Here is a 24,368-nt window from a genome sequence, read left to right on the forward strand (position 1 = left end):
ACACAGCAGTTAAGCTCCCCAGCGCTGATGATACTTGGCGGGCAGCCGCCTGGGAAAGCAGGTCGTTGCCGGTTTCTGTAAAAAAGACAATCCAGTAGGGTTGTCTTTTTTTAGCTGCCAGTTATACACAGGTGAGATAACCAGATCATATCAGCCCCTTGCAGATTGCAGGGGGATTTTTTTCTGATGTGTAAAGGAACCATGTGAAAGAAAAATCTGCCAGAAAAGCATAAAAAACAGGAGATTCTGGCAGATTTCGCAATTTGGAGAGGGTATATTAGCAAAAGGCAGGATAAATAACAGGAAAATTTAATTGATATTACGATGTAATTCTCATGTTAGATATGATTTTTAGCTGGAATTTGGGGAGAATGCCATGGCAGTGTGTTTTGAGAAATATTCTACGCCAAAGAAATTCCTGGAAAACAAAAAAATCTGCCAGAATCAAGACCTAAATTGGACAATTCAGGCAGATTTCTCTGTTTTTGACTGACATGTACTGGGTAGGGGTATGGTATAAACGGTTAGTATAAATATAGTTATGGAGTTTCCAAGATAAAAAAATATAGGGGTCAACAAATTGTGATAGAATATAGCTGCTAAAAAATATCACACGTAGGAGTTGGCTCTATGAAATCTATTATACAACGAATCGCAAGGGATTGACAAAAAATTCTGGAGAGGTTCAAGACAACAAAAGCAGATCTTGTAATAGATGAGACCATATCAGGACATTTTCCCTTTCCTTACTTAAGACATCATCGCAGGCATAGGCGGAGTTTAATCTTTTCTTTTCTCAGAGGTTGATTTATGGTATAATAAACGCTGTAATCTAAGCAGCTTCGCTGTAAGGAAGCGTTTATTGAATCGCATGCTGCGACTGTATATATAAAGGAATGCATGTGGTATAATGGTTCCACGATCCTACGACGTTGCCTTTTTGCCCCAAGCTTGCTTGGCTAGGCAAAACGGACAGCGCAGGGAGCGAAGCGACCGTAGGAGTATTGCGTAAGTAATACGTTGTCGCAAGGGAGGAACCATTGAAACACGACGTTCGATTCTACTTTCGGAGGAATGTCATGGTATAAAGAATTTTTGGGTGAAAGGGAGGTATTAATAAATGATGCTGTTTTTAAAAGTTATATTTTGTGTACTGCTCTGTTGCCCGTTGGCTTATGTTGTAACATATCTTTTTACAAAAATCGTTGATGATGCCACAAAGAAGCATTAGGAGATACATTATGGACAGAGGACTTTTTATCACACTGGAAGGACCAGACGGTTCAGGAAAGTCAACGCAAATTGAATATTTAAGAGAATATTTTCACGATCAAGGAATTGAGACGATACTGACCAGAGAACCTGGAGGTACGGAGATTGGTGAAAAGCTTCGAGAAATTATTCTGGACAAGGCAAACAGCGACATGTGTGATATGGCAGAAGCACTGCTTTATGCAGCTTCCAGAGCCCAACATGTGAAACAACTGATAAAACCGGCCTTAGAGGCGGGGAAAGTCGTAGTCTGCGATCGGTTTATAGACTCCAGCATCGCTTACCAGGGATACGGAAGAAAGTTGGGAGACGCAGTGCGTGTTATCAATGAGTTTGCCGTGGATGGATGCATGCCGGATATTACCTTTTTGTTGGAGCTTTCACCTGAAATCGGAAAGTCGCGGATTAAGTCCGAAATCCAGGACAGACTGGAACAAGAGAAGATTGAATTTCACAACAGAGTTTATGCGGGATACAGAGAAATTGCAAAGTTCTATCCGCAGCGTTTTGTGGAGATTGATGCAGGGAGAGATAAACTTACGATTAAAAAGGATATTCTTGAATGCATCGAAAAAATTTTAACAGGCAGGTTTTTTTAATGTCATTACGTGATTACAGTGAATATCAGAGATTGATCGAGAGGATTAGCAGAACCATTGTCAATGGGAACATATCTCATGCGTATATTATTGAAGGAGATAGCTGCATCGATAAAGAGGCCTTTGCTAAGGACTTTATCAAAGCGGTGCTATGTCTGGAAGAATTAGGCGTCGGCTGTGACAGATGTGTAAATTGCCGAAAGATTGATCATGATAATTATGAAGACTTGTACATCCTGCGCGCTGATGATTTGTCTCTGAAGGATGCAGCCGTTTCAGGACTACAGGAAAACTTAAAGAACAAACCCTCTGCTGGCAGCCGTAATATTGCAATTATTGAAGGTGCGGATTCCATGACGCCGAGGGCACAGAACAGGCTGCTGAAGACATTGGAGGAACCAAATCCAGGCACTATAATCATTTTACTCTCGGAAAATACAGAGAATTTGCTGCAGACGATTACATCTCGCTGCATCATATATCGACTTGGAAATTTTGTGCACAACAATCAAAATGATAAAATGGCCTTTGCGCAAAAAATCATGGACATGGTCATAGACGGAGCCTATTTTTGTGATTTGAAAGACACACTGACTAAAGGTGTAAAAGACAGAAAAGAAGCTTTTATGCTGTTGGATGGTCTTGAAAGGCTGTTCAGCCGTGCCATGGCTGGAGATGGAACAGGCGCAATGCGGAAAGAAAAGATTATTGAAAATGTAAAATACGTTGAAGAAGCAAGGCGAGATCTGCTGGCCAACGTCAACTATAAATATGCAATCAGAAATTTAATTCTGAAAATTGGAGGATAAATAAATGGTAAGAGTAGCAGGCGTTAGATTTAAAAATGCCGGAAAAGTATATTACTTCGACCCAGATCAGTTCGAAGTAAAATTGAATGATAATGTTATCGTGGAGACGGCCAGGGGACTGGAATTCGGCACGGTTACAATGGAAATAACAGAAATAAAAGAGGACGATGTGGTGCAGCCTCTGAAGAAAATTATCAGAATCGCGTGCGAAGAGGATGAAAAGCGCCATCAAGAAAATGAGAAGAAAAAATCAAAAGCGCTGAGTCTCTGTCAAGAAAAGATAGAGAAACACGGGTTAGAGATGAAACTCATCGATGTGGAGTATACTTTTGATAATAATAAGATTATTTTTTATTTTACTGCGGACGGAAGAGTGGATTTTAGGGAGTTAGTGAAAGACCTGGCCAGCGTCTTCAAGATGCGAATCGAACTTAGACAGATTGGCGTCAGAGATGAGGCGAAAATGTTAGGCGGAATCGGCTCCTGCGGCAAAAGTCTCTGCTGCAGCACTTGGCTTTCGGACTTTGAGCCGGTATCTATCAAAATGGCGAAGGTACAGAACCTTTCTCTCAACCCGACCAAAATTTCTGGCATCTGCGGAAGACTGATGTGCTGTCTCAAGTATGAAAATGACGTATATATGGAACTGCGCAAAGGTCTGCCTGACCATGGAGAAAAGGTAAAAACAAAAGATGGTATGGGAAAAGTCGTGGATACGAATATCCTGGAGAGCAAAGTCAAAGTAAGACTTTATACCAATGAAAAAGACGATGACGGTGAAGCAAAGCTGGGAACTGACATCTATACTTACAAAAAAGATGAAATTAAGAGATTAGGACAGCATAAGAAACATAATAATACTAATACCAACAATATTCTTGAAGAAGTCGATGAAGAATATATCGACGAATTGAAAGAATTGATAAAGGAATAGCAGGATGAGTTTACGTCTGGATGAGACCGGATTTGGAAAGCTGAAGATTTTTCAAAATCCAGAAGAATTTTGCTATGGAGTAGATGCCGTCCTATTGGCGGGATTCGCGGCTGAGGGCGCAGCAAAAAGACAATGTCGATGCCGAATCATGGACCTGGGTACCGGGACGGGGATCGTTCCCTTGATTCTATCGCACAAGACAGAGGCTTCACTAATTGGCGGAATCGAGGTACAGGAGAACTCTTACAGGCTGGCAGTAAAAAATGCGCAGTACAACGACTTAACTGAGCGTGTTCAGTTCTTCCATGGTGATGTAAAAGAGTTTTCTCATGGCGATTGGGCAGGAACTTTTGATATAGTTACATCAAACCCTCCATATACGGAAGGCGCAGGGGGGATTGAGAGCAGCAACAAAGCGAAGGCTATCGCCAGGCATGAAAGCACAGCGTCCCTAGATGACTTTGTCAGGACGGCGGCGAACCTGCTCAAAGACAAAGGGGACTTTTACATGGTTCATAGGCCTTCCCGGCTGGTGGATATCTGCGAGAGCTGCAGACGGCATCGCTTAGAACCCAAAGAACTCTGTTTTATCAGCGGCAAGCCCTTTGAAAGAGCAAATATCATATTAATTCACTGTACAAGGAATGGGAATCCGCAGCTGCGAATATTAGACCCATTATTTGTACATAATGAAGATGGAAGTTATTCTCAGCAAATACTAAAATTATATGAGAAATTACCTTGAAACGGTTGCTATTATATGGTAAAAACGGTATAATACTCCATAGACGGGATAAGGAGGTTCTGACTATGATAACAATCAATGTAAAATCAGCATTAATATACTTGCTGTTCATTGCACTCATTATTTTGGTCGTTTATCTTACTTTGTTGGCAAAGAACCTGATTAAGACAATAAAGGAAACAAACAAGATATTGGCGGACACTTCAGTGATATCTGGAATTGCGGCAGAAAAGGCGACACAGGTTGACGCCATCGTCGACGATGTGCAGTCAGCAGTTTCCGATTTATCACAAGCCGTAAAGGGACAGCAGAATTTTGTCGGCGCCCTTTCTAATATCGTAAAGGCTTTAGGCTCTTTGGTCGCTATCTTTAAGAAAGATGCTGACGAAGGGGAGACTGTCAAAAAAAGAAAAAAGTAGTTTATTCGGTTTGAAAGGAGTTTTGTTATGAAAGCAACAGGGATTGTAAGACCAGTGGATGCTCTCGGTAGAGTGGTAATACCAGTAGAACTTAGAAGAAATTTAGGAATTAAGACAGAGGATTCCTTGGAAATTTTTGTAGATGGCCAATACATCATGCTGAAGAAGTATGAACCATCATGCGTATTCTGCGGTGAAGTGAATGATGTAAAGCTTATCCATGGCAAGACAGTTTGTTCTAAATGTATCGAGGAAATGAAGAAATTATAAATCGCATGGAGGAAAGCCTGAACAGCCAGGCTTTTTTTCATCTTTTGTTGAAAAAAGGGGGAATAATTAGTATACTGTTAGTATAATAGTATAATAGCTAATGGAGGAGAGAAGTGGCGAAATTTTTAGTTCAGAAAAGTGAGCCATTAAATGGAGAAGTAGTAATCAGTGGTGCAAAAAACGCAGTACTTCCGTTGATGGCAGCTGCCATTTTGGCAGAGGACAAATGTGTAATCAGAGACGTGCCGGCACTTCGTGACGTAGATGTCATGAAAGAAATCTTAAAGTCTCTTGGTTCCAGAATTAAAGAAATAGAAGAATCAGTAATTGAGATAGAAACGAAAGAAATCCTGAGCAACGAGGCTGACTTTGACTTGGTCAGCAAGATGAGGGCGTCCTTTTTAGTTATGGGACCTTTGCTTGCTAGAGTTGGCAGAGCAAAAGTTCACTCGCCAGGAGGATGCACCATCGGCGCCAGACCGATTGACTTACACCTAAAGGGATTTGAAGCTTTAGGCGCGGAAATCATCGTAAAAGACAATTATGTGGAAGCCGTTGCAGGTGAAGAGGGGCTCATTGGAAGCAGTATTTACTTGGACTTTCCAAGTGTAGGAGCGACAGAAAACATTATGACTGCCGCTGTGCTTGCCAAAGGAACCACCTACATCGAAAACGCAGCGGAAGAACCCGAAATTGTCGACCTTGCAAATTTTCTCAACAAAATGGGTGCAAGGATCAAAGGTGCTGGAACGGATACCATCAAAATTGAAGGTGTAGAACATCTGCGAGGCTCAGAACATACGGTGATTCCGGATCGGATTGAAACCGGTACCTTTATGCTGGCAGCAGCCATTACCCACGGACAGCTGCTGATTAGAAATGTGGTTCCAGACCACGTGAAACCGATCACGGCAAAATTGCGTGAATGCGGTGTCACTGTTGAAATGTCTGATGAAGGGATGTATGTATTAGCTGATGACCGGGATTTGGTTTCAACCGACATCAAGACCCTTCCATACCCAGGCTTCCCGACAGATATTCAATCACCGTTCATGGCATTCCTGACGACGGTCAACGGCTCCAGCAATGTCATTGAAACTGTCTTTGAAAACAGATTTATGCATGTAGCAGAACTGAACCGTATGGGTGCCAATATCAAAACCGAAGGCAACCGTGCGATGATTCAGGGGGGAAAAATGCTGGAAGGCGCCCAGGTTATCGCGACGGACTTAAGAGCCGGAGCGGCACTGGTTCTTGCAGGTCTGGTAGCACAGGGAACTACAGAAATTTCCGAAATCTACCACATTGAGCGTGGTTACGAGAAATTTGTCGAAAAATTTAGAGCTTTGGGAGCAAATATCCTCAGGCTGGAAGACTAGCGGATAAACGAGCAGACCGGATGCGGTCTGCTTTTTTGTTTAATACGGAGTGGCACAGCCACTTTTTAATGGTTCCGCCAAATCATTTGCTCACCATTGTTCCCTTATAATAATGAGTCAGTATTTTTTTGTAATTCTCACCTTTTTTCGCCATACCGTTGGCACCATATTGGCTCATTCCCACACCATGACCTGATCCACTGCTGGTGATGGTGATTTTTTGACCTTTGAAGGAGATTTTGAACCTGGCAGAGTAAAGTCCTAAGGCGGATCGTACGTCTACGCCAGAGATGATTTCCTGCCCTATTTTGATGGTCTTTACACGACCGCCATCTGAGTGGGATTTGATGCGGATATTGGAACGTTTAATTTTACCGAAATTCAGTTCAGGCATATGAGCCTTTATTTTCGCGGAAAACGTGCTGATAGACATCGTCTGCTTCTCCTTTTTATGTGTGGCACCTGGTTCGTAAGAACTGGATACACTGACAAGGTAGGGAAAAGAGCCGGAAAACACTTCCTCTGAGTTTTCTGTCTTGCCGGCACTGGAGGCAAAATAGAGAGCGTGAGAGGCCAGTTTTCCATCATATAAGAGGACCTGACTCTTTGTTTCATTTACTGCTTTTTTGACCTTAGCAGAGATGTTGTCACTCCTATACACCTGACAGTGCACCGTGTCACACAGCTTGGCACCTGAATTGATGCGGCCCAGGGCGTAAGTGCGGCTGGCCACTGATTGGGCTTTCAGCGCCTCAGGCTCAAAGGTAGCGGGCATTTCAGAGGCGACGACACCCTGAATGTATTTTTCAAAAGGAATCGTCTCGTACTTTTTTTTCGCGGTGATGTAGACTTTCACTGTTTCCGGAATTTTGCCTTTGTAGGCGATTCCTTCTTCGTGTTCGACGAGACTGGGAAACAATTGAATGCTTACATAGGGAAGCAGAACGACGAGGAACAGCATGCTTGCTATGTAAACTGCCACATGGCGCATATTGATTTTTCTTTGGTGAAACATAAAGCTTATCCTCCTGCTTTAGTCTATGCTGATGTGGACAAAATAGACGTAAAAGTATATAATTAAGTGGACAATGATTGGATTTGTCGTATCACAAAAACGAAAGGAAGTATCAATGGCTGATATTAAATTCCTGGAGCTGCTTTCTAAGGACTATCCCAACATCAAAGCAGCTACAGCAGAAATTATCAATTTGAGTGCAATCCTTGCATTGCCAAAGGGAACAGAGTATTTTTTAAGCGACCTTCACGGGGAGCATGAAGCTTTTATCCACATGCTGAAGAGCGCTTCTGGCACGGTTAAGAGCAAAATAGATGAGCATTACGGCGGCGTACTCAGCGAGACCGATCGAGATGACCTGGCAGCGCTGATCTACAATCCGCAGGCGGAGATAAATAGAAGGAAAAAGGGTGAAGGAGACTTTGATAAATGGTGCACCACGGTAATTTATCGCTTGGTAACTATCTGCAAGTCAGTTTCAACTAAGTATACCCGGTCTAAGGTGAGAAGGAGATTACCAAAGTATCTGGACTATGCCATGGACGAACTGCTGCACGCAGACGACGAGGAGAACAGAGCCCACTATTACAGTGCCATCATCAGTACCGTCGTAGAATGTGACATTGCAGAGGACTTTATCATCGAAATGGCAGATGCCATCAGCAATTTGGCTGTGGATCACCTACATATCATCGGTGATATCTTTGACAGAGGCGCCCATCCTGATACAATTATGGACTTCTTAATCAACTATCACGATGTGGATTTTCAGTGGGGAAATCATGATATTGTATGGATGGGAGCGGCCACGGGCAATTGGGCCTGTATTGCCAATATCCTGAGAATGAATATCAGCTATAATAACTTTGATATGTTGGAAATCGGCTATGGAATTAATCTGCGGCCGCTGGCGATTTTTGCAGAGAAGGTTTATGGTGACGACTCGTGTGAATTCTTTGCACCGCATATACTCGATAGAAATGAATACGATCCCATTGATGAGAGACTGACGGCCAAGATGCATAAAGCCATCGCGATTTGCCAGTTCAAAGCGGAAGGGCAGCGAATTATGGCGCACCCAGAATACAAGCTGGAGAAACGGCTTCTTCTCGACAAAATCAATTGGCAGGAGGGTACCGTAGAGGTAGAAGGGGTTGTCTATCCCCTGCGTGATACGAATTTCCCGACGGTGGATCCTGAAAATCCTTATGCGTTTACGGAAGAAGAGCGGGAGGTCATGAACTCTCTCGAGGCGTCGATTCTGAATTCCGATAAGCTCCAGGCGCACATCCGTTTTTTATACAGCCACGGTGCTTTATACACAAGAGTAAACGGCAATCTGCTGTACCACGGCTGTATTCCGATGACCGATGAAGGGGAGTTTGAAGAGGTTGAAATCAATGGAGGCTGTTACAAAGGCAAGGCGTTGATGGATTATCTCGATGATCAGGTGAGAAAGGCTTATTTCTCGCCCTCAGAAGCGAAGGAAAGCGGCAGGCTGGGGGATTTGATGTGGTATCTCTGGTTGGGCGGAAACTCGCCGCTCTTCGGCAAAGACAAGATGACGACGTTTGAAAGGCTGTTTATCGCTGACAAAGCTTCTCATAAAGAGCATGTCAGACCGTATTACAAGCTGATTAAGGAGAGAGGGCCCTGCGAAAAGATTTTGCGGGAATTCGGGCTTGATCCGTCACGCTCAAAGATTCTCAACGGTCATGTGCCAGTCAAAATCAAGGACGGGGAGAGCCCGATCAAAGGCGGCGGCCTGTTGTATGTCATCGATGGCGGGATTTCAAAAGCTTACCAGAAACAAACCGGAATTGCAGGCTATACTTTCATCTTCAACTCCAGATTTATGGCTCTGGCTGAACACAAGCCTTATAAACCATTGAAAGAAGATGGAACGCAGGAGTTTCAGTCTCCAGTTGTGAAGACGGTGGAGGTGCTGCCTGAGAGGATGATGGTTCTCGATACAGATCAAGGAATCGAGCTGGTAGAGCAAGTCGACAACATAAAACAGCTGGTAGAAGCGTACCGCAAAGGCATTATCAAAGAACAGTATTAGAAGTATGAAAAAAGCAAGGAGCTTGTCAGTTCCTTGCTTTTGTGAGTTTGATGTTATTATTTTCCTGCGGAATATTCTCGTGTACATATTTCTTTTTCATTTTTGTCAAAGAAAGTAAAGCTCATTGTAACTCCTTCGATTTTTGAGTCTTCCTCAAATTCTTTGATTACTTTTTGGGCTTCGCTTTCGAAGGAGTCGAGGAACTGGTCATACATTGGCTTTAGCTGCGCTAACTGATCGTCAGTGATAGCCTGGTCTAATTTGACTGTGAAAATCATTGCGTTGTCCTTGACTTCAATGTTACAGTCCATTCCGTCTTGAGAAATACTATCCTTGAGTTTCTCCATCTCTTCCTGCTCGCTTTTGTTGTCATTAATGTACTCTTCTAAAGTGGACGGTCCGCCACATCCGGTGAGCAGAGCCATCATTGACAGAGTCAGTATTAGCATGATACTCGTTAATAAAACTTTTGATGATTTCTTATTCATATCGCATTCTCCTTTGTGAAAATATTAATTGTACGTACATTATAAAGTTTATCAGCAGGTTGTACAAGTAATATTTAATGAGGACCTGAAGAGTAATCGAAAAGTAACCGCAGTAAGTAAAAAATATTATTCGGACCATGGAGGAACCCTTTGTAGTACATTTTTTTTCGTAAATGGCATCTGCAAAGTCTCCTGTTAACCCCTATTGCCGTGAAAAGACGTAAAAGCACCTAAAGAACTTACGGACTGCAAAGGGAGCGTCCCTGTCACAGAGGCTGTAACCGTTGAAACTTCGTCTCAGATTTTGACTAGGGTAACGTTATGACACTATAGTAACGGAAAGATTTAGGTGTTATTGGCACTTTTTGATGAAATGACGGGTAAAGCTTTCAACAATCATTTTTGAAGCAGAAGTATAGATTTCAGAACAATGATTTTCCATATTGACAAAGCCGTTGACATTAGTTATACTAATATAGTACGAAATTTCATTACATGTACATGCGCCATTAGCTCAATTGGATAGAGTCGCGCACTACGAATGCGAAGGTTGGGGGTTCGAGTCCCTCATGGCGCACCAAAAATATCCCGATACCATCAGGTGTTGGGATATTTTTATGTGAGCATAAAGAAGAAGGGACTCGAACCAACGCTTACTTCGTTCGCTCCTCCGCATGGCGTTGCCGGACAGAATAAGGGCGCGAAAGCGGTTAGCCCTCATGGCATCAAAAGGTATGGTAATTAGAAGAAAGGGGCGCTTTATGATAAGAGTAACAATTACCATCAAAAGGGTAAGGATACGATTACAATGAAAAATAACCGCCTGAGCCTAGAAACCTAGCGGTTATTAATTAAGTAAAAGGCTGACCGTTTTCAACGGTTCTCCCTCATTTCTGTTATCATTATACCACTGAAAGAAAGTGGTTGCAATAATGAAACTAAGACAAGTACAGAGGTGAAAGGGCGATATAACGAGAAAGTTTAAAAGTGCGAAAAAAAAAACGGGTATATCTAAGACACCAATAAGATTATGTGTCGCCATCTGCCGGAGTAGTGACGAGCTCTATTCGCTCTACGTGAATTTCTCTGTCTATAATTTCTATCACTGCCATGGTCAGGTCAAGTCGAAAACGGCGCTTTCCACAGCTTCCGGGGTTTAGGTAGAGGCGACCGTCTTTTTGCTCTTCATGATATCGATGGGAGTGGCCGTAAACGACCACGTCTACGTTGGATAAATCCGCAGGGATGTCCTTCTTGTCATGGACCATGAAGAAGTTGATTCCTTCTAACTCAAAGCGCAGAGAAAGAGGGATCTGCTCTGCCCATTCCATATCGTTATTTCCTTTGACAACATATAGCGGTGCGAGAGACGAGAGCTGGTCCAGCATTTCTCTCGTATCAATGTCACCGCCATGGAGAACGACATCACATGTGTTGATCGTTTCTATTACCTGTGGGCGCAAAAGCCCGTGGGTATCTGATAATACAGCTATTCTCATCATTTCACTCCTGGATTCTGGCTTGCTGTGCCAAATTGCCCTTCTATTTATTATAACCAAAAAAGACCTGCTCTGCCAGAGCAGAAATATTGAAGCCGTTATCATATAGGCGCTAAATCAAAATAGGCTGATTTCCAATGCTTTTCTTGTGTTTCTAAAAGAACATTCATGGTACAATGTAGCTAAACCTATTGAAAGGAGGCTTTAAGAAATGAAAGAACAGCAAACAGGCAGGAGGATTCCGCCCGCACTGGAAATCCCCCATGGATCGAGAGAGACGCCCTCGAAACCGCGCGCCTTCCCGAAACACTTTTCTGCCAAAGGTCCGCTTTTGCTGTCAGAGGATCCTTCCCTGACCAGTGGAAATTGGACGTGGACTGCCATTGCTGCAGCGGAAGCGTTTTTATCCAAGCAAAGCTATACGACTACGGATAAGGGGGCGCTTTCACAGATGCACATGGTTTACGACTTGTTTGACCTGAAGAGTGAAGGAGAGTACAAGAATCCAGATGGGAAAAAACCGGGAACTGCACCAGGGGGAAAGCAGGATTACATCGGTAATTACCTGGACGCAGCGGCTTATCTGACGAGGGGAGGCGGCTGTGTAGCGAAGACGGTGGATCCGATGGGCACGACTGGGCAAGCCCTGATGGCAAGAAAGTATGATCTCACTGCAGGAAAACCTGGAAAATTCCTGATAACCGGTCTGCGCTATCTCGAAAATCCCTACGGAGCAGATCGGCCGGATCCGGATTTTGTCAAAGATGTAAAGGAGTGCGTGACCAGTTACGGTGGTGTGGGGCTTTCGATTTATTTCGACCCGCAGAAAGAGGACAATCCATTTTTGAAGACGGACAAGTTCAAGACACCGTGGGAGCGCAGTTACTATTGCTATGAAGATGCCGAAAGCTATAGAGCCAACTTTGATGTGGTCATCATCGGATGGGATGACGACTACAGCCCGCAGCATTTCAAGAAAAAGCCTGCTGGCAGCGGCGCGTTCAAAGCGCGGCTTTCTGGTGCGGCGACGACAACGGACGACCGCGTTCTCTGGATATCCTACGAGGATATGAGTTTTGCCGACCCTTACTGCATCACCTCTGTCTGGGGCGCTGCGGGCAAAGACGACGAAGATTTTTATGCGAAAGTGAACCGTATCGCGCGCCACAGCAAGTTTGGAATGATGAGAGGGTATACCCATGCAGCATCTACGGCGAAAATCACCTATGAATGCCGCTTCACCGCAGGGGATGGCGAAACCCTGACGGGCGTAGGGCTGTTCACGCTCACGCCGTGTCTGGCAAAGGTCGTCTGTATCGAGAATGGCAGAGAGCACGTGCTGGTTCAGGAAAAGAAGCTGTCTTATGCAGGCTATCATACGGTAATGCCAAAAGAACCAGTGACGCTTAGCGGCAAGTTCTCTATCAAAGTGACCTACACGGCAATGCGCTATATGCAGGTCTTTGCGCCGGTAGAGTATCGGGACGAATACACCAAAGACGCCATTACCGTGGAAAGAGGGAACTGCTTCATCGACGGCACCGACCTTGCAGATCTGTGCGGCGGCAAAGACTCCGGGAAGCAATACGGGAACCTGGCGCTCCACGTGTTTTTAGGAAACACCTCAGCAAAGGCCAAGGCGGCAGTCAAAGCGCGAAAGGAGCTGGCGCTGCCGACGTCGTCTGCCGGGTACCTCAACGGACTTGCAGACTGCCAGCAGGGGCTGGCAGTGCAGTGGAGGCTGGAGCCGTATCACGGGAACAGCTATATGCCGGACTATAAACCGAAGGCGCAGGCGTACTCGGTAAAAGGGCCAGATGGCAAAGTAGTCAGCGGCATACAGAATCTTTCTGACAAGGAGGAGGCTACGGTATATGTCAGCGCCGCCATCGGCGAGCCTCCGTGTTTACTGCGCAAAACCTTTACCGCCAAGCTGGCGGCAAAGACGGCGTATTCTTTCGTTGCCAAAGTACCTGTGCCAGAGGATAACCTGGCGGAACTCTCGGGAACCTTTACACTTCACGGCGCAAGGGTACAGGCGACTTTGACGGACGGGGACAGCCATGCGCAAGTCCAGGAAACTACTGTAGACGGAAAAGGAAAGTGGAATTTTGACAGCCTGATCCTTTACGATCCTGCCGACGGCTGGAGAGACGCCTATGAGACTTTTGTTGTCAAAGTACAGATCAAGGCAGACGCGGAGGAGGGCGGTGAGGCGATCCTGGCAGAGGGAACGTCTACGATCTCATTGACCTGCCCATACAAAAAAGATCCTGCCGACGCCAACGTGTTTTTGATCAAAAACTTAAATGGCCTGGCTTGTGCAGCGGCAGATGCGGCCCAGGGGCAGACCGTGAAGCTCACAGAGAATTTTTCTGTTACAGGGGCGAGTATCGATAGGATGAAACCGCTCTGTGTCAAGGCGTGTCTTGATGGCGACGGTCATACCATCAGCTTTGACATCGGACGAAAGAGCCTTCTGGACACGGCGGCGGAGGTGCGAAACCTGAAGGTACAGCTATCAGCGGGGGCCAGCGCAGGCATTTCTGATCGTGGCGGCATTGCAAGGTTCCTTGAGGCAGACGGCAAAATCAGCAATTGTACGGTCAGCGGAACCCTTCGCGGTGGCTGTATCGGCGGGCTGATGGCCGAGGGAACCCAGGTGACCGTGAAGGATTGCAGTGTCAATCTTAAGATGTACGCATGCGAGGACTTCGGCGGCATGGCCCTTACCTTTGTGCGCAGCGAGGCAGAGAACATTACCGTATCCGCCGTGGTCAGCGGCAAGCACTGCGGCGGTATCGCATACAACCTGAACGGCGGTACGGTTTCAAAGGTAAAAGTCGATATAAAAGCCAACTGTACCAATGGCGCTGGCGGAGTGGCGTGGATTGCCAACAATACCAACATTTCACAGGCAGATGTGAACGGAACCCTATCCTGCCTGCCACCGAGGGGCGGAAAAGAAAAAATGGATGGATTGACGGATCCGGCGCCGCTACTCAATGCCGTAGGCGGCATTGTGGGCATGTCACTTGCCGGGGTTGACCTTGCAGATTGCCGGGTAGATGCAGAGATCATGGGGGAGACTGCGGGCGGCATTGTTGGCGCAGTTTATTCCGGCGCAGGGATTCGCAGATGCCTTTCCCTCTGCAGGGTCGCCGCTCTGGCACAGGGACCTTACAGGATAGCCTGCGGCGTTGCAGTAACCCTGCCTGAAGCAACCGTCATACTCTTGAGAGGAAGTCTTTCCGCCTGCTCTCATATCAGCGCAGAGTCGGGTATCTGGCGTACCTGTCCTAAGTCGAACGAGATCTCTTGTGCCTATGAGGGAATTACGGGGAATATGGAATTTCAAGATACCTCGACAAAGCTGGTCACGGGGCGCGAAATCCTGACAAAGGCCTTTTATGAGGGACAGCGCTGGGACTTTGAAAATGTATGGGCATTTTCGGCGGATTGCGGTCCGGTCCTGAAGGGGACGAACCCGTCATACGCTTTTCCGTTCCCGAATCCAAAAGAACCTGCAGGTGGATTCTCTTACCAGGCAAACACAGAGATTACCATCTCCGGCCTTTGCCACCAGAGGACCAGCAATGTGAAGTGGCTCTTAGAGAAACTGCCGTCTGGCTCAAAGAAGACGGCTGGTTCTGTTCTGCGCGGCGAAGGCATCGTATCTGACGGACAGTTTACCATCACGGTGGGCAGTCTCGCAGAGAGTGGGCATTACCGGCTGGACGTCATCGGCGTCCTTGAGAATCAGGAATATACCTATGGGGCAAAGCTTTCGATTACCTGATGAGATAAAAAAACATGACCTGCCGGCGCGGCCGGCAGGTCATGTTTTTTGAAATATCTTTTTAGAGAACCTGGACCTGTACAGGGCATGGATATCTCTGTCCGTCGAGAATGGAAATCACGGAGAAGTTGTATTTGGCAGGACCGGGCAGGACGCCGACGGTGATGGAGAACCGGTCTCCATTTCGAACCGCTTTTCCCGTGCGGGCAGACTTTGTCGCAGGAGCGATGCTCCAGACCACCTGGGCCTTTGGATTGCAGACGCCGGTGACGGCGACAGCCTTTCCGCGGGCAAAGACGAAGCCGCCCTCTGGAATGTCCAGATTGACAAAAGGAAAGTCGTAGCCGGGATTTGCAAGTCCCCGCAGAACAGGGCAGCCCTTTGAAAGCTCCCAGACGGAGGAGAGATTCCAGTTGCGGCCGGTGTAAGTTTCTTTTGCCAGCAGATCGGAAAAAGAGAGCAGCCGGTCGCTTCCTACAAAGGATTTTCCGCTGTCGCAGGTCATGCCCTCATAGGCGGCGCAGTCCGTGCTGTACTGTGCGACGCGATGCGGGCTTTGACCACCCAGATGGGAACAGGCCGAGATGCTGGTCTCCACGTGATCCTCTTTGCCGTTGATGCCCGGTGCGATTCCATAGCAGGCGGAAGAACCCGTCACCCTGCCTGCTGTGAGGCAACGCTCGATTTTGGCGGAGCCGGTCATCTTAGCGGCGACACCTCCTGCAGTGACGGCGCTGATGTCGGCGGAAACGCGGCAGTCAGAGACCTTTGACGAACCCGTAAGTTGTGCTGCGATACCCCCTGCAGTCGATGTACTGCCTGATGCAGACAGCGAACCGGTGACCTGTGCCTGCGCCACGGTTCCGCTGCACTCCAGAGAAACGCCTGCGACTGTCTCGCAGCCTGTGGCGTCAATGGCAAAGCTGGTTTTTTTGATGGCGGCTGCGCTGCCCAGGGTGAGAACGCCGCCTGCCGTCTTCTTGACGTTCTGTGTCGTGCAGCTTATAGTGCATCCGGAGATGCTGCCGCGATCCATGGATACGGCGATGCCGCCGAAGCTGTCCGCGCCGTTTACACGGAGATTGACGCTGCAGTCCGTAACCGTGACGTCGCTGCCCTCACAGAACAGGCCGCCAAAATTGGAAAAGCCGTTGACGGACCCTGTTACCTTGCAGTTTTTCAACGTGCCGCCACTTTTTACCTTGCGGGCGATGCCACCGCCATTATTCGCCCCACCAGTCGGTTTTGCTTCACTAGCCTGCGCCCCTTCTGTCGTTTCTTCTCTGCCGGACGCTGGTGTAAATTCCACGTTGAGATTGCTGACCTCATAGACTTCATCCATCAGGGATGTATCGATGGATTCAAAATACATCGTATATCCGCCGCCTTCGATGGGGATTTCTGCAGTGACGAGTTGAGACAGGCTCCTCATAAAGGCGGCAGACACGGTGAGATTGTTTTTAAGCTCGATTGCGTATGCAAAGGCCTTCGATAAGGCCAGCGCGGCGACCAGCCCCACGAGAGTGTCCACAATGTAGACAGGCCTTGGATCGGGGATTGGTCTCGGGTCTGGCTTCGGCTCATAGGGTCTTTTCGCCGGCACGTCTTTTTCTCCGCAGCTCAGTACCACATCGTTGTCTGCTAATATCTTCACCTCGACCAGATTGTGGGCATAGGCGTCCTTCCAGCCGCCGGAAGGGTCGTAGAGGACAAAGGCAGGAATCTGCCAATTGCCGTTTGCATCTACCTTAGTGGTGCGTATCAGAGAAGGATCGACGGAAGAGGAATATCTTTTGATCATTGCCTGTACGCGGCTGTGAGGAACGTCAAAATGGCCGCTGAGATTTGTTACGTTAGAGCCGGGGGCCACTGCGGTTGCCTGAACTTCGGCGGGCTTTAGCCTCGAAAGAGGGACAGAAAACAAACGGCGTGTCATATAGGCTCCCTTGGTAACGGTAGCGCATAAATAAGCGGTGATTGCATCCTGGCCTTCTTTGTTCTTGATCCCTTTTGATACCTTATGGGTGTTTGGATTCGTCAGCGAATATTCTGCTGCTTTATCTACGACGCTGGGCTGGTATGCACTGATATGATATGGCTCCAGCCGCCAGTAGACATTGCAGCCGCTTTGCTGATCGGGCAAATCATGAAGGATGCCGTCTTTTTCGGCAGGGAGCCGCAGGGCATTGGCCGCAGCAGCTGTTTTTGCCGCATCCTCTGCGGTGTAAGTGATATAGGCGCGCAGTGGAATACTGCCGTACGATCCGATTGATAAGGTTGACAGGTCTTTCTCGCCGTCCGGCATGTTGATGAAACAGGCGTCTTTTGGCAGCTGCGCATTTTTATACGCCAGATCCCCCTTTTCTACAGGGATAAAGACAGGAATGAGATGAATGGTTTTATAGGTTACAGATATTTTAATTTCAGTGGATGCTGCAATACTCACTGGTGTTGCAAAGGACAGCACGTGATAGCCCGCCCAGGAAAGCTTTTGATTTTTTATGGAGGCGCCGCCGGGGGTAACCGTGATATCGGCAAGACAAGGGGTATAGGTATAGACGCCCACGTCGGTGAGAGAAGTCTTTTCGGGAAGGGTGAACTTACAGGCATAAGTTACTTCGGTCGTTTTCAGCGCATCAGAATTACAGAAGGTGTTCATTCCAAAGGTGTCATAATGTCGGCAGTCAGTGAGTGCGGCAGAAGAATCCGGGCGCATCTGTGTAATACAATAGGCATAAGACATACACTGATCTTCGTAGGAGAGATAAAAATACCCGTCGCTCTGGTTACCTCCTGTGCCGTGGCTATTCTTTACAAGGTAAGCGCCGTTTGCTTTTGGCTGGATTGCTCCATCTGTATTCCGAAAATTCCCTTTAGGATAGGTGTCATCCCAGCCTACGATGGTCACTCCGTGGCTCGCTGAAGCGTCTGCGGGATCATAGCAGTAGTAGCTTGGCCGCTGGGCGGCGTCGGTCTTCATGTATTTCGTCTTGTCCCACCGGAGCGTGATGGCGACGGCGCCGTAGGACATCAGGCAGTACTTGATATCTTCGACAAACTCCTTGTCAGGGCGTACCCCCTGCGGGTCTTCAATAAAACGAAGACCTGTCACTCGAAAGGAGGCAGGTTTGCCAAAGCCGATGTCATAATCACGCGGTTTGAACTGCTCGGCTTTTGGCTTCAGCGGATCGATGCACTCGGGCACACAGACGGGCTGCCTGGTCAGAAAGGCAGATGCATCGTGAAGCGTGCCGCCAAAGTCACCCGTCGGATTTATGCGGCCTTTGTGGTTGGCATGTCCTCCCTGAAAGTCAATCATGGAATAGGTCATGTAGGTTTCAGAGAGGGTTTTGTATTCCTCTTTACAGGGCAGGTCCCCTGTCAGCATGTTATGGCGCAGCAGAAAGGTTTCGACCATGGCCATAGCGGAATAGGTCCAGCAGTTGCCAATCGTCTGCTGGTTTTTGACAGGGGTTAACCATCCTGCCTCAAGGCTGTACTTCTCTGGAAAAACGCCCTGCTGCAGCCGCTGCGGTTCCTTATGGCCGTAAAAAATACGCAGGGTATCTTCGTGGGTACTGCCGGCAGGCTTGCAATCATTTTTATTTTTCATCTTATTCTTCCTCCTTTTTGAATTAAGGGTTCCTTTGTCGAATGTCATCTCCATTTTACCATAAATTGAGATTGTCAGGAGTATTCAAAAGCAGGAAAGATTGTGCTGACAATAAAAAAAGAGGAATGAGGGATTTTCTCATTCCTCGTTAGTGCAGTGCAATGGGGTTATATTACCTGATATTCTTTTAATAATTTTTCGATGTCCGTGCCTTCTATTTTTTTCAGCACTTCTTTGAGAGCTAGTTTCTCTTTAAATCCGAGACCCTCCATCTCGGTGATCTTCTTGCCGTCCCGCAACTGCACAGTGGCATTGAGAAGGTCGCGGATATCGTATACGCTGCCCCAGACTTCAGGTACGCCCCGGTCGATATTCAGGAGGGTGTAGACTGCCTCCATACCGGTACGCATGGAGTATTCCGTGGTAAAGATCGTGTCGCGCTTCGTCTCTGCAAATTGACCGAGGAATGCGAAATTGACGCTGCCTTTGGGAACTACGTCCGGCCTGTCACCGGCGGCACGAGGCATGAAGAAAGCCGTAATATAAGGCATCATGCAAGGAACTGTGTTGGCGCTGTTTTCAGCAAGCTCTTCAATCTGCGTCACTGGAACCCCCAGATGATACAGCCATTCCATGCAGATTTCCTTACCCGTACATTCACGCATTGGTTTCTTGACAAAATTTCCCGGTTTGTCGCTGAAAAGCCCGTAAATCCAGCCCACAAGTTGATCCTTTGGCTGTGTGCGGAATTGAGGCTGCCTGTTGAAAGTCCAGCTGAGAAGCCAGTTAGAGTCTTTTACTGTGACGATGCCGCCAGTTACCACTTTACCGCTGAAAGGATCCCGCTTACAGATATCTTTAATATAAGGGACGATTTTTTGATCGAGGGTCGTCACTGTGGCAGACATCCAGTTGCTCTTCTCCGGATCATAGCAAAATTTGTCAGGATTGCCAAAAGCAGAATCCTGCGCTGCAATTTTTCTCCACATGTCCCAGCCGCCGCCCTCTTTGATATCACTGTTGAAAGGAGCTGGCGCGTTCTGGGCGCCAATAGAAGAGTTCTCCACACAGCCGCCGTTGGTGATGAAGACAAGGTCGCCTTCCGTCAGGTCGATGGAATCCGCATTTCCTTCACAGATGATATCGATGCGCTTAGCAGTCTTTTTCTCTGCTTGGATGTCGAACTCTACATTGACGACCTTTGTGTGGTAGTGGAACTGTACATTGTAGGATTCGAGATATTTAATCATGGGCAGAATCATAGACTCATACTGATTATATTTTGTAAATCTCAGCGCTCTGAAATCGGGAAGACCGCCAACGTGATGGATATACCGCCGGATGTAGAGCTTCATCTCCAGTGCGCTGTGCCAATTCTCAAAAGCAAACATGGTGCGCCAGTAGAGCCAGAAGTTGGAACCGAGGACCTCCTCATCAAAGATTTCATCAATACGTTTGTCATAGAGCTTCTCATCTGGGGTAAAAAAGAGCTCCATGATTTCCATCGCCCCTTTGTCTGAAAGGCCGAACTTGCCGTCGGTATGGGCGTCTTCTCCACAGCGTACCGTTGCCCGCATCAAGGAATAGTTGGGGTCTTTTTTGTTAAGCCAGTAATACTCATCCAGCACGCTGACGCCTTCTGTCTCTATGGATGGAATGGAACGGAATAAGTCCCACATGCATTCAAAATGATTATCCATTTCACGGCCGCCTCGCATGACGTAACCAACGTTGTCAAATTTGTAGCCGTCACAAGCGCCGCCCGGCAGGGCTTCTTTCTCTAAGATGTGTACGTGTTCACCTTTCATCTGTCCATCTCGTACCAGATAGCAGGCTGCCGTCAAAGCGGCCAGGCCGGAGCCGACGATATAGGCTGATTTATTGTCCACACCTTCTGGTTTTACAGGGTGTGCAAAAGCTTCATAATTTCCACTTGCGTAATACATTTGATTACCTCCTCATATCTCTTTATTCGATGATCATAGGATAAATCACTTCGGCAGAGGGGGCAATCATCAAAAAACAGCCGATGATAAAATTTTAATCATCGGCTGCTGTTTGATTAATTTTGTCTGTCCTGAATTTGTTCAAGGCCTTTTTGATGTCACCGTGGATGAGAACATCCAGATGCTCTATGATCTGCCAAGGGTCTGCTTTCATTCCGTTTTTGATCCAGTCGAGAATCAAGCCGACGAAGGCGTATTTGTAGAAGTCGGCGATAAACTTTTTATCGTCGTCCCGCACATCCATGCCGGCAGCATTCTCCTCGATGACGCCAAAGAGGAGATCATAGGTCAATTTGTACAGATAAATTTCAATCTGTTCTCTGTTTACTGAGTGGTAGATGTTCATGACAATCTGTTTGTTCTCTGAAACTGCGTTGAAAATCTGCAGGAAACCTTGCTGCCAAGTGTCGTAAGTCTTCTTGCCATTGAGCACTTTGTTCGCCTCGCGAATCCAGGACCACTCCAATAGATCGTAGATATCCTGAAAGTGATAATAAAAGGTCATACGATTGACGCCGCAGTCATCGGTGATATCTGAAATCGTGATTTTGTCCACGGGACGAAGCTCCAAAAGGGCTTTCAGAGAGTCGGCCAGGGCATTTTTTGTCATCTGAGACATGAGGATTATTCTCCTATCTCTGCAAGATGGGCGTACTTTGCGTCAATTTCTTTCAATTTGTCTATGATGTTGATCTTCTGCGGGCAGTGGGATTCACAGGCACCGCATTCGATGCAGTCTTTGGCGTTAGGGGTACAGCTGTCGTATTGACCGGAAAGAGAACCCCAGATCCAATGGAAGCCTTTGCTGGCTGCTTCATTATACATCTTGAAGATTTCCGGGATTTTGACGCCGGATGGACATTCGTAGCAGTAATTACAGCCGGTACACGGAACCAGGATATCCGCCTGGAGGACTTTGACGGCTTCTGCGATTGCGTCCTTCTCCGTCTCGATCATGGCCGGGCCGTTGAAGATTTCGATGTTTTCCTTCATCTGTTCCAGGGTCGACATGCCGGAGAGGGTGCAGAGGATGCCGGGCAGTTCGTTGATAAAACGCAGTGCATAGGAGGCATAGCTGGCTCCAGTGCCTGTGCTGTCCAGGATGTTACGGGCAGCCTCGCTGAGAGGATTGGCCAGCATGCCGCCGCGCAGAGGTTCCATGACGACGATGGGCGTATCAAAGTCTCTGGCGACCTGATAGAGTTCTTTCGCTCCATATAGATCCCAGTCCATATAGTTGAGCTGAAGCTGGATGAATTCCAAATCCTGACCGTAATCTGTGAGGATTTGTCTCAAGAGTTCCGGTCCACAGTGAAAGGATGCACCAAGGTGGCGGATACGTCCGGCGGCTTTTTCTTCCCGCAGGTATTCAATCATATGCAGTCGCGGCACATCAGGCCAGCTTTCTTCGTCCAGGCTGTGCAACAAGTAGAAGTCGAAGTAATCCGTTCTGCATTTTGCCAGTTGATCTTCGAAAATTCTACCCACGTCGTCCTCGCTGCTGCAAAGCCAGGTTGGCAATTTGTCAGCCAGATAATAGCTGGCGCGCTGGTGTTTTGCCAGGGCTGCTCCTACGAAATTTTCCGATTCGCCGTCATGATACTTGTAGGCGGTATCGATGTAGTTGATACCGTTTGCTAAGGCATAGTCGATCATTTCTTGTCCTGACTCGTAGTCGACCTTGCCCTGAGCGTCCATCGGCAGTCGCATCGTGCCAAAACCGAGACGGGATATTTTCTTGTCCTTGAATTTTGTATAGTTCATATGTAGTTACCTCCTTCAGTTAGAACCATTATACATGATAGTTTTGTGCGGGTAAATAGGTTTGAAGGATTCTGAAACTTGACTCGCGCTGGTAATTTGCGAAATATTTTGTCCAATTGTGAGCAAAAACAGTGTATAATGAAAGAGATAGAAAATCTAAATCAGAAAGTTAGACAAAGGTATGAAGAAAAGCAAAAGCATCTATATCATGATTTCACAGACCAATACGCGATTTGCCGGCCTGGTCCGTAAATTCGGCAGAACCCATTACAACCATGCGGCAGTGGCATTGGATGAGGAATTGGATCAATTATACGCCTTTGCACGGCCAAAGCATAAAGCGGTGCTGCTCGCCCGCCTGGTAAGAGAAAATGTACATCGTTATACGTTAGGCAAGGAGCAGACTGTCAATGTGGTGATTTTTAAATTAGACGTGACAGAGCAGCAGTATCTGTGGGTAAAGAACACCATTGAACAGATTTACGGCGACAGAGAATACATTTACAACCTTTTGTCAGTCCTGTCGTACCCTCTCTCAAAAGGGTTTAGTACATACAAGGCGTTTTCCTGCATCGAATTTGCCATGTTCATTCTGAAGGCTCTGAGCTATGACGTCACAAAACCACTGTACCGCTATAAGCCCGACGATCTCTTGCCTTTACTGTATGAAAATATCTGCTTCCAGGGGGATATTCTGGAGTACAAAGAAGACGATGGATATGACCATGAATATTTTTCGCCATGGACCTTTCACCTTTTCAGAGAGAGCGTTGTGACCTTATTGTGGCTCTTCATGCGCACTTTTGTGAAAAGACAGGGGAAATAAACGAAAGGATAGGGAGGTAAACCAGATGAGTAAAAAACATTTAAATTTGCTGGTGCCGCAGTGGCAGGGCAGTGGTCAGGATGACAGCATTTATCACGGTGCTTTCGCACTGCTGGAAAATTATTTAAGTGACGCCGATTTGACCCAGGCGGCCATTACAGATCAGCCAATCAGTCCTGTAAAGCATGACATTCTCGGATATGATGAAATCTTGGCACAGCTGAAGCAAGTCAACGAGATTCTGCAAAGGGATAGACCTGCAACCATTTTCACCGTCGGCGGAGGATGTGACGCGGATTTGGGCGCCATGGCCTATCTGAACAGCATAGCTGACGGAACTATGGCGCTGCTCTATATTGACGCTCATGGAGATTTGAACACACCGCAGTCATCAAACAGCAAGTTGTTTTATGGTATGTCCCTGCGGGCGCTGCTTGGGGACAGCGACGAGGAGATTGTCAGAAATCTGGCCTCGACAATTACTCCAGAGCAGCTGGTCATGTGTGCAAACCGGGCATTAGATGCGGAGGAGGAACGTTACATTCGTGAAGAGGGGATTGTTTCTCTTTCAGTGAAAGATATCGAAAATGATCCACACATTGTGGCAAAGAGGCTTTTAGAGAAAGGCTGCAGCTCGGTTTATATTCATATCGACCTGGATGCTCTGGAACCAGAAGAGTTTTCTTACGCGCCAGTTCCTGAACCTGACGGACTGAAAGTACAGCATTTCATCGAGATGCTGCAGGCTGTGACAAAGCAGTGCCGCGTCATCGGTCTGGGACTTTTGGAATACAGCGGGACAAAAGACAGTCCGAAATTGAACGTCATCGAAAAAATAGTAGACATCGGCTTAGGCCTCTGACTGT

The 24,368-nt window shown here is 47.1% G+C and carries 18 protein-coding genes and 1 tRNA gene; 12 read left to right on the plus strand and 7 right to left on the minus strand.

Features of this window, described 5'->3' with window-relative positions:
* Positions 1-1,241: 1,241 nt before the first annotated feature.
* The 7 genes from tmk (at position 1,242) to murA (ending at position 6,427) form a co-directional block, all read left to right on the plus strand.
* Positions 1,242-1,871 carry a dTMP kinase gene (tmk, locus tag ACMQ5W_RS10300; protein WP_148492162.1) on the plus strand — a complete coding sequence of 210 codons (630 nt, stop codon included), beginning with the start codon at positions 1,242-1,244 and terminating at the stop codon, positions 1,869-1,871.
* Positions 1,871-2,680: a hypothetical protein gene (locus ACMQ5W_RS10305; RefSeq protein WP_419025114.1), complete on the plus strand. Its 810-nt coding sequence runs from the start codon at positions 1,871-1,873 to the stop codon at positions 2,678-2,680. The genes tmk and ACMQ5W_RS10305 overlap by 1 nt, the downstream gene beginning before the upstream one ends.
* Before the next feature lie 4 nt (positions 2,681-2,684).
* Entirely contained in the window at positions 2,685-3,614 is a 930-nt protein-coding gene (locus ACMQ5W_RS10310; RefSeq protein ID WP_148492164.1) for a PSP1 domain-containing protein, read from the plus strand.
* 4 nt (positions 3,615-3,618) lie between these two features.
* Positions 3,619-4,359 (plus strand): tRNA1(Val) (adenine(37)-N6)-methyltransferase, encoded by a 741-nt coding sequence (locus ACMQ5W_RS10315; RefSeq protein ID WP_419025115.1) that lies wholly within the window; start codon positions 3,619-3,621, stop codon positions 4,357-4,359.
* A 65-nt stretch (positions 4,360-4,424) separates the two neighbouring features.
* The gene (locus ACMQ5W_RS10320; protein WP_419025116.1) at positions 4,425-4,778 is read left to right on the plus strand and encodes a hypothetical protein; all 354 of its coding nucleotides are present in this window, start codon (positions 4,425-4,427) and stop codon (positions 4,776-4,778) included.
* Between the two features lie 27 nt (positions 4,779-4,805).
* Positions 4,806-5,048 carry an AbrB/MazE/SpoVT family DNA-binding domain-containing protein gene (locus tag ACMQ5W_RS10325; RefSeq protein ID WP_067538295.1) on the plus strand — a complete coding sequence of 81 codons (243 nt, stop codon included), beginning with the start codon at positions 4,806-4,808 and terminating at the stop codon, positions 5,046-5,048.
* A 113-nt stretch (positions 5,049-5,161) separates the two neighbouring features.
* Positions 5,162-6,427, plus strand: coding sequence for a UDP-N-acetylglucosamine 1-carboxyvinyltransferase (gene murA, locus ACMQ5W_RS10330; protein WP_148492167.1), 1,266 nt, complete (start codon positions 5,162-5,164; stop codon positions 6,425-6,427).
* Positions 6,428-6,509: 82 nt separating this feature from the next.
* Here murA and spoIID read toward each other — a convergent pair whose 3' ends face one another.
* Positions 6,510-7,442 carry a stage II sporulation protein D gene (spoIID, locus tag ACMQ5W_RS10335; RefSeq protein WP_419025117.1) on the minus strand — a complete coding sequence of 311 codons (933 nt, stop codon included), beginning with the start codon at positions 7,440-7,442 and terminating at the stop codon, positions 6,510-6,512.
* A 115-nt stretch (positions 7,443-7,557) separates the two neighbouring features.
* On the opposite strand from spoIID, the gene ACMQ5W_RS10340 reads away from it, so the two are divergent.
* On the plus strand, positions 7,558-9,507 hold the full coding sequence (locus ACMQ5W_RS10340) for a fructose-1,6-bisphosphatase (protein ID WP_419025118.1): 1,950 nt from the start codon (positions 7,558-7,560) through the stop codon (positions 9,505-9,507).
* A gap of 56 nt (positions 9,508-9,563) precedes the next feature.
* On the opposite strand, the gene ACMQ5W_RS10345 is transcribed toward ACMQ5W_RS10340, so the two are convergent.
* Positions 9,564-9,995, minus strand: coding sequence for a DUF4854 domain-containing protein (locus tag ACMQ5W_RS10345; protein ID WP_419025119.1), 432 nt, complete (start codon positions 9,993-9,995; stop codon positions 9,564-9,566).
* A 503-nt stretch (positions 9,996-10,498) separates the two neighbouring features.
* Here ACMQ5W_RS10345 and ACMQ5W_RS10350 point away from each other — a divergent pair.
* Positions 10,499-10,575: transfer RNA gene (locus ACMQ5W_RS10350), tRNA-Arg, on the plus strand.
* A 448-nt stretch (positions 10,576-11,023) separates the two neighbouring features.
* Here ACMQ5W_RS10350 and ACMQ5W_RS10355 read toward each other — a convergent pair.
* Complete coding sequence (locus ACMQ5W_RS10355) at positions 11,024-11,497, minus strand: metallophosphoesterase family protein (RefSeq protein WP_419025120.1); 474 nt, start codon at positions 11,495-11,497, stop codon at positions 11,024-11,026.
* Positions 11,498-11,705: 208 nt separating this feature from the next.
* On the opposite strand from ACMQ5W_RS10355, the gene ACMQ5W_RS10360 reads away from it, so the two are divergent.
* Positions 11,706-15,293 (plus strand): hypothetical protein, encoded by a 3,588-nt coding sequence (locus ACMQ5W_RS10360; RefSeq protein WP_419025121.1) that lies wholly within the window; start codon positions 11,706-11,708, stop codon positions 15,291-15,293.
* Between the two features lie 61 nt (positions 15,294-15,354).
* Here ACMQ5W_RS10360 and ACMQ5W_RS10365 read toward each other — a convergent pair whose 3' ends face one another.
* From ACMQ5W_RS10365 to ACMQ5W_RS10380, 4 genes are all read right to left on the minus strand, one after another.
* Entirely contained in the window at positions 15,355-18,906 is a 3,552-nt protein-coding gene (locus ACMQ5W_RS10365; protein ID WP_419025122.1) for a hypothetical protein, read from the minus strand.
* A 167-nt stretch (positions 18,907-19,073) separates the two neighbouring features.
* On the minus strand, positions 19,074-20,852 hold the full coding sequence (locus tag ACMQ5W_RS10370) for an oleate hydratase (protein ID WP_419025123.1): 1,779 nt from the start codon (positions 20,850-20,852) through the stop codon (positions 19,074-19,076).
* Positions 20,853-20,946: 94 nt separating this feature from the next.
* Positions 20,947-21,531, minus strand: coding sequence for a TetR/AcrR family transcriptional regulator C-terminal domain-containing protein (locus ACMQ5W_RS10375; protein WP_419025124.1), 585 nt, complete (start codon positions 21,529-21,531; stop codon positions 20,947-20,949).
* 5 nt (positions 21,532-21,536) lie between these two features.
* The gene (locus ACMQ5W_RS10380) at positions 21,537-22,676 is read right to left on the minus strand and encodes an aldo/keto reductase (RefSeq protein ID WP_419025125.1); all 1,140 of its coding nucleotides are present in this window, start codon (positions 22,674-22,676) and stop codon (positions 21,537-21,539) included.
* Between the two features lie 181 nt (positions 22,677-22,857).
* Here ACMQ5W_RS10380 and ACMQ5W_RS10385 point away from each other — a divergent pair, with 181 nt between their 5' ends.
* The gene (locus ACMQ5W_RS10385) at positions 22,858-23,502 is read left to right on the plus strand and encodes a hypothetical protein (RefSeq protein ID WP_419025126.1); all 645 of its coding nucleotides are present in this window, start codon (positions 22,858-22,860) and stop codon (positions 23,500-23,502) included.
* Positions 23,503-23,527: 25 nt separating this feature from the next.
* A complete protein-coding gene (locus tag ACMQ5W_RS10390; RefSeq protein ID WP_419025127.1) occupies positions 23,528-24,364 on the plus strand; it encodes an arginase family protein in 837 nt (278 codons plus the stop codon).
* Positions 24,365-24,368 lie beyond the last annotated feature (4 nt).

This window comes from Emergencia sp. (assembly GCF_048465375.1).
Classification (GTDB): Bacteria; Bacillota; Clostridia; order Peptostreptococcales; family Anaerovoracaceae; genus Senimuribacter.

Coding starts and splice junctions, on each gene's coding strand:
- tmk (WP_148492162.1), top strand. CDS start 1,242: ATGGACAGAGGACTTTTTATCACACTGGAAGGACCAGACGGTTCAGGA.
- ACMQ5W_RS10305 (WP_419025114.1), top strand. CDS start 1,871: ATGTCATTACGTGATTACAGTGAATATCAGAGATTGATCGAGAGGATT.
- ACMQ5W_RS10310 (WP_148492164.1), top strand. CDS start 2,685: ATGGTAAGAGTAGCAGGCGTTAGATTTAAAAATGCCGGAAAAGTATAT.
- ACMQ5W_RS10315 (WP_419025115.1), top strand. CDS start 3,619: ATGAGTTTACGTCTGGATGAGACCGGATTTGGAAAGCTGAAGATTTTT.
- ACMQ5W_RS10320 (WP_419025116.1), top strand. CDS start 4,425: ATGATAACAATCAATGTAAAATCAGCATTAATATACTTGCTGTTCATT.
- ACMQ5W_RS10325 (WP_067538295.1), top strand. CDS start 4,806: ATGAAAGCAACAGGGATTGTAAGACCAGTGGATGCTCTCGGTAGAGTG.
- spoIID (WP_419025117.1), bottom strand. CDS start 7,442: ATGTTTCACCAAAGAAAAATCAATATGCGCCATGTGGCAGTTTACATA.
- ACMQ5W_RS10340 (WP_419025118.1), top strand. CDS start 7,558: ATGGCTGATATTAAATTCCTGGAGCTGCTTTCTAAGGACTATCCCAAC.
- ACMQ5W_RS10345 (WP_419025119.1), bottom strand. CDS start 9,995: ATGAATAAGAAATCATCAAAAGTTTTATTAACGAGTATCATGCTAATA.
- ACMQ5W_RS10355 (WP_419025120.1), bottom strand. CDS start 11,497: ATGATGAGAATAGCTGTATTATCAGATACCCACGGGCTTTTGCGCCCA.
- ACMQ5W_RS10360 (WP_419025121.1), top strand. CDS start 11,706: ATGAAAGAACAGCAAACAGGCAGGAGGATTCCGCCCGCACTGGAAATC.
- ACMQ5W_RS10365 (WP_419025122.1), bottom strand. CDS start 18,906: ATGAAAAATAAAAATGATTGCAAGCCTGCCGGCAGTACCCACGAAGAT.
- ACMQ5W_RS10370 (WP_419025123.1), bottom strand. CDS start 20,852: ATGTATTACGCAAGTGGAAATTATGAAGCTTTTGCACACCCTGTAAAA.
- ACMQ5W_RS10375 (WP_419025124.1), bottom strand. CDS start 21,531: ATGTCTCAGATGACAAAAAATGCCCTGGCCGACTCTCTGAAAGCCCTT.
- ACMQ5W_RS10380 (WP_419025125.1), bottom strand. CDS start 22,676: ATGAACTATACAAAATTCAAGGACAAGAAAATATCCCGTCTCGGTTTT.
- ACMQ5W_RS10385 (WP_419025126.1), top strand. CDS start 22,858: ATGAAGAAAAGCAAAAGCATCTATATCATGATTTCACAGACCAATACG.
- ACMQ5W_RS10390 (WP_419025127.1), top strand. CDS start 23,528: ATGAGTAAAAAACATTTAAATTTGCTGGTGCCGCAGTGGCAGGGCAGT.